Origin of the sequence: Halococcus thailandensis JCM 13552, from assembly GCF_000336715.1 — an archaeon.
Taxonomy (GTDB): Archaea; Halobacteriota; Halobacteria; order Halobacteriales; family Halococcaceae; genus Halococcus; species Halococcus thailandensis.
On the sequence record NZ_AOMF01000011.1, the window covers coordinates 1 to 4,454 of the forward strand.

The following is a 4,454-nucleotide window of genomic DNA, read 5'->3' on the forward strand; positions in this document are numbered from 1 at the left end:
CCGCCGCTCGCCCTCGATTGCCGTTCCCGCATCCAGCGCACGCTGGAAATCCCACGCCTGCCAGCACCGCGGACACCGCGAGCGCCGGCACGTCCGCCCGACAGCCGTCACCTCTCCGCAGTTCGGGCACATCAGTAGCGGGGACTCCTCGCCGCAGTCATTGTATCGCTCGCCCGTTCCAGGCGGCGGCAGTTCGGGAACCTTCGCGTCGAACTCGCGCCCGTCGCGCTCGACCTCCTGTATCGCATCCGGCTCTGAGGGGTCCACGTCCTCCGCGACGCGTATCCGCCGGCGTTCACCATCCTCGTCGACGTGCTCGTAGCACATGGCACTCTCAGACCGCGTGCGGGATCGCTCAGAAGCCTCCCGTGACGCTACTTCGCTGGCCTCAGAATCGTGTTCGCCGGGATCTGCGTGCTCGTCGTCACAACACCACTGCTTATCTTGTTCCGCTGCATTTCTCGACATGGTGCGTAGGGCATCCTGGAAGCNACATTATCCCGTCAGCCTTCCCGCGTCGGGTAGCTTCCAGCATGTTGGTCACAATGCCACAGCCCTCGCACATAAAGGTCCCGTACGTTCCCCCTCACAGCACATAACCAGTTGACCCTCGCCCTGCTTTCGCTCATCCGGACCCTCACAGGTTGTAGAGCGCATGTAGACAGCCATCAGTAGAATCCAGATATCTCTAACTCCCGCTCAGAAAAACCCGGACCCCCAGTCGGTCGTCGCCTCGCTTGACCCTCGATCTCGTTTCCGCTCACACAGAAACCCGGACCCTCACCTCACGTAGCTGGCTTCATCCAACCGGACCCCCAGTTCGCGCTGCGCGCACAGACCAGAGCTCACCCCCAGTTTGCTTCAGCCTCAGAGCCACACTGGCGACTGAATCTCAACTTCTCTTTGTAGGGCCACCAATTCTCGCGAACGCTCCGCCCCCCTAGGTATTCGTTCCAATCTCATTATCAAATATCTATACAAGATTATTGCCGGCGGAGATTCTTCGGACGCTCTAATCAATCAAATGTGTCTGTATGCATAATTTGATAGCCCAGTTGTACTGTCCGCAGCCGGAGGCTATAATCGGACCGGGCAAGAATTATGCACGCTCAGATAGACGGTTTCTGTATGGTTGACCTTGCACAGTTGAAGCAGGATTTGGACTGGAAAGCTATCGCCGTGCTCGATGAGCTACGCGAGAATGGTGGGCAAGCCAACACGACTCAACTCAAGCACGCCACCGGCTGGAACTCCTCGGTCATTCACTACCGCTACGACAAGCTCGTCGATGCCGGCCTCATCACCAAGCAGAAAGGCCACACCGAGACTGACCGGATTCCTCCCACCGTCGCCACGCTCACCGACGACGGCCAGCAGGCCATCGACGAGGGACTCATAGATTCGTTCAACCTCGACCAGCTCACCGTTCGTGATTTGAAGGAGAAAACCGAGCAACACGATCACCAATTCAGCCGGCTCGAAAATCAAATGAACGAGCGGGACGCCCACTACGACAAGCGAATCGCCGACCTCGAAACTCGTATGGAGGAAATCGAGGACGCCCTCGAAGAGATCGCCAACCAGTCCACTCTCGACAAGCTCTTCGACCGATGAATCCCAACGAGGTCGCCGCCGACCTCGACAACAAATCCATCAAGATACTCCGCCTCCTGCTCCGTGAAGAGCGATTTCTCAACAATAAGAACGTTTCTGCCACCCTCAGCACACCTACCGTCAAAAGCGAACACGGCTGGACCAATCAGACCGTTCTCCGTCGCTTCCGCAAGCTCCGCGATGCTGGCCTCGTTACTCTTTCCAACGTCCCCGATTACCAGCCGGAACACGATCGCTATCCACGCCCGCCCAAGCGAATCACACGCCACGCCAACGTTAGCGACATCCGCGAGGTCATCAACCATTGGGATGGCCGAGAAATCCGCTCGCCCGCCCAGCTTACCGACGACCTCGACGACATCGACCATCGTATCGACGCTACCGATGATCGGCTCACGAACCGAATTGACGCCCTACAGAGCAAACAGTACAGACACCTCCGCCAGCACGCTCTCGCCGAGCGCGAACGCGCCCGCCGCCGAGATCGTGCGCTCATCGTCGCCGTCGGTGCGGCCATCGCCTATCTGCTCGTTGTCGTTGCGGTTGTGTTCACCGCGCCCGAACTACTGGCGAGCGTGCTGATCGGTGGAATTGGCGGAATGCTCGGTGTCGCCGCCGGGATCAGCGTCGCAGCGTATGCTCGAAGCGAATCGTAGCTACTGCTCGTCGGTGTCCTCATTCCGTATCCTGCCAGCCCCGACGGCCCCCTGTGGGCCGTGAGAGTCTTCGGAGCCAATCCCGAGCAGCGAGAGACGCCTCCGAGGATGCCAAGCTCAACCGGTTCGCACACTAAACGGCAACTCCAAAGGCCACAAGCAGAACTGCTGCCCAAATAGTGTAGAGATGTAGTCGATAATCGGATTCTGGCCCTAAGCCAAATCGCCCCTCGGGCCGAAGCAACGAGCCAACACAGGTAATTATCATCCCAACAGACCCGAGACTTCCAACCAAAACCGCCAGACTAGAGACGAGTGACATTGAAGGAGTGAAGATAGCGCCTAAGTCTGGGAGAAATTCGCCGAACAGCAGCAACGTCCCCATCACTGCATACCCGAGCGCAGTCAACTGATACCGCTCCATAGGCCCGAATACGTGCAACTACATTAGTCAGTTAATATCCGTCGGAGTTACAACCTCGATNAATGGGGACGCGAATCAGTCTGCGTTCTTTTGACGCACCACTTTCTGATATTCCCATAGCATTTTCGCCATTTCTTTCGCTTGGTCAGGAGTCCATTGCAGCAGGCAGATATGCCCTCCATTCGGATGTTCTTCGTGGATGTGGATATTCCCATCCACTTCCTTCATCCATCTCTCCGCCTCAGGTACCCTACCCATTGCGTTGAGTTCAATCTCTGCGCCATCAACAGACTCAGTTCGGTTATTCATGTTTGTGGCTAAAGCTACCCATCCAAAAATACTTCTGCGGTTCAACCACCGACCGCACTACTTACGCGAACGCCGTCGCGTGACCGACGCGCTCCTGCGCTCACTACCGCGAAGCCAGCCCCGGGGCTGGCGACCGCGCCGCGATGCCTCACGGCCCCTTCGGGGCCGGAGGTCTGGCAGGATAAGAATGAACCGCGACCGCGGACGCTAGCCGCGAACCGCGACCGCAACCGCCGCGAATCACGGTGAGGAGCACGTAAGAGAGGATAACGAATACTGCGAATCACCCACCATCGAGGAGCACCAACAGCTCTAGATCGGGCCGATCGCGCCGGGCGAACCGGCCGAACGTGGCAGAAATTCTGATTGTTGTGAGCGTCGGGTCGCCGAATGGTTTGAGTTTCAACAAGAATCGCCGAAATCGCGCCCGAATCAGTAGCGTCGCCACTCAGAAGCGCCGCGAGCGCCGGGAAAGTCCGCCGTCAGTCCGGCGGATCGGGAGCATCGGGCGGGATCGGCGGGTCCCCGCCACGATCACGATACTCCGCAAGCGCCTCACGCAGCTCGTCGAGCGTCTTCGCGTCGTGGTCGGCCACCCACTCCTCGTCAGCTAGGTACTCCTCAGCCGCCCATATCGGCGCGAGCTTCGTCCCACAACGCGAACGAAGGTTGGCCTCTGCCTCGGCCGGGTCGTCCAGGTACGACGGTGACACGCCCGCGCTCGCCGTCCATGAACTCTCATGCCCCACCTCCCCCCCGGTCGCGTACCCGCCGGAACTGCCACCGGACCACTCGCTGTTGTCCTCGCTATCCAGCGGTAGCCCGACGCCCGCACGCCCAACGGGCGTGCGGGCCGGTGCTCCACCGTCTGCCGTCTGATCTACGTCCTCGGCGTCGTCGAGCGCGTCCTCATCGACTGTCTCCGCGTCACCCCGCTGCGAGCCAAAGTCCACACCGAGTATGTCCTGCGAAACCTCCCGTAGCGCCGCTTTCACGTCGTCCTCGACGTTCTTCCGGCGCTCTACGTCCGCTGTCGAGCCAAAGAATCGGAACGCTCCGCGGTACTCCTCGTTGTCCTCGTCCCACGAGATACCCGCGTGCGATAGCGAGTACGCCGTCGCCGACATCAAGTCCTCTAGATTCCCGAGCGACNACTCCTCGTTGTCCTCGTCCCACGAGATACCCGCGTGCGATAGCGAGTACGCCGTCGCCGACATCAAGTCCTCTAGATTCCCGAGCGACACCGCCGAATCGCCTTTCGTAATTCGGTGGATCACGACACCCGTCTGATCCTCGATGGCCTCCGTCACCGCGCCGCCCTGGACGAAATCCGCGTTTACCATCGCGTGGAAGTGCGGCGCGTAGACTAGGAACTCGTCGCGAACCGCTTCCCACGTCCAGTCGTCCGACTCGACCTTCGCGAGAATGTCCTTCCACTGCATATCGCCCTC

4 protein-coding genes are annotated in these 4,454 nt (G+C 59.7%); 2 read left to right on the forward strand and 2 right to left on the reverse strand.

Annotation, left to right across the window (positions count from 1 at the left end; translation table 11 throughout):
- Positions 1 to 327: hypothetical protein (locus C451_RS00105; protein WP_007736330.1), on the reverse strand; the 327-nt coding region annotated here is incomplete at its 3' end.
- Positions 328 to 1,128: 801 nt separating this feature from the next.
- Between C451_RS00105 and C451_RS00110 the strand changes: the two genes are divergently transcribed.
- Complete coding sequence (locus tag C451_RS00110) at positions 1,129 to 1,614, forward strand: hypothetical protein (RefSeq protein WP_080503406.1); 486 nt, start codon at positions 1,129 to 1,131, stop codon at positions 1,612 to 1,614.
- Positions 1,611 to 2,270 carry a hypothetical protein gene (locus tag C451_RS00115; protein WP_007736334.1) on the forward strand — a complete coding sequence of 220 codons (660 nt, stop codon included), beginning with the start codon at positions 1,611 to 1,613 and terminating at the stop codon, positions 2,268 to 2,270. The genes C451_RS00110 and C451_RS00115 overlap by 4 nt, the downstream gene beginning before the upstream one ends.
- A gap of 499 nt (positions 2,271 to 2,769) precedes the next feature.
- Here the strand turns inward: C451_RS00115 and C451_RS00120 are convergent, their stop codons facing one another.
- Positions 2,770 to 3,003 (reverse strand): hypothetical protein, encoded by a 234-nt coding sequence (locus C451_RS00120; protein WP_007736336.1) that lies wholly within the window; start codon positions 3,001 to 3,003, stop codon positions 2,770 to 2,772.
- Between the last annotated feature and the right edge of the window lie 1,451 nt (positions 3,004 to 4,454).

Coding starts and splice junctions, on each gene's coding strand:
- C451_RS00115 (WP_007736334.1), top strand. CDS start 1,611: ATGAATCCCAACGAGGTCGCCGCCGACCTCGACAACAAATCCATCAAG.
- C451_RS00110 (WP_080503406.1), top strand. CDS start 1,129: ATGGTTGACCTTGCACAGTTGAAGCAGGATTTGGACTGGAAAGCTATC.
- C451_RS00120 (WP_007736336.1), bottom strand. CDS start 3,003: ATGAATAACCGAACTGAGTCTGTTGATGGCGCAGAGATTGAACTCAAC.